At 29.5% G+C, this 990-nt stretch carries 1 pseudogene; it reads left to right on the top strand.

Going from position 1 to position 990, the window contains the following annotated elements:
* Positions 1-990: pseudogene (locus L8X33_RS08610) on the top strand (hypothetical protein); the annotation flags it as partial.

Genomic DNA, 990 nt, shown 5'->3' with positions numbered 1-990 from the left:
GGTTTGGTTAGAGAAATTGATGAGTTTAGATTGGTAGATGATATAGATTTTAGTAGTAAAGAAGGTAAAAACTACGCAAACTATTGTATAGATGGATATGGTTGTACTAATATGATAGTAGGTTTTAAAGATGGTAGTGCTTTTAATAAAACATTTGATGGACAAGATTATACTTTAAGAAATATTAATATAGACACAACTGTAGATGCAGTCGTAGATAAACCTAACTATGTAGGAATATTCGGAGTTTCTTCTAAGGGTGTAATTTTTAAAAATATTAATGTGGATTATGAAAGAGGTATTAATACTCTTAATGCTGATTATATTGGTGGATTCATAGGATTAGCTTCTGATGCATTGTTATCTAATATATACTTAGGTAATATAGAAAACATCAAAGCGGTTACATACGAAGAAGGAGGTGTTCTTTTTATAGGTGGTATGATTGGTTTTGTTGATTACTCGGAATTATCAAATATTTCTTTAGACTCTATAAAGAATATCAGTGGTATTGCTCATGGACATTCTAGTTTTGTTTCCGGTTTATCGGGATACTCTAGGGGTTCATCTATTTCAAATATATTTTTAAATAATATTGGAAATATTAATAGTAAAAGTTTTGCTATATCAGGTTATAGTGGTTCTTCCTTTGCTAGTGGTTTTATTGCAGGTGTTCATTCTTCTTCTATTTCAAATATTTACTTAGATAATATAAAAAATATTAGCGCTAGTACTCTTGTCGGTGGATTTGCTAGTGGTATTAGCGGTTCATCCATTTCAAATATATATTTAAATAACATATTAAATATTATAGGTATTGGCAATGATGTTTTATCTGGTGGTTTTGTTGGTGATATAAGTAATAGTAATGGTGATAGTAACTTTAAAAACATTTATATGTTTTTTGCTTCAGGTGTAAAAATTGAAGGCGAGCAAGTTGGTATTTTTTTTGGTTCATCAAAGGGAGCTAATCTGAGTAACATCCACATC

Origin of the sequence: Campylobacter sp. CNRCH_2014_2849 (genome assembly GCF_025772845.1) — a bacterium.
Taxonomy (GTDB): Bacteria; Campylobacterota; Campylobacteria; order Campylobacterales; family Campylobacteraceae; genus Campylobacter_D; species Campylobacter_D lari_D.
The sequence above is the reverse complement of the archived record's forward strand: the minus strand, read 5'-3'. Positions and strand labels throughout refer to the sequence as shown.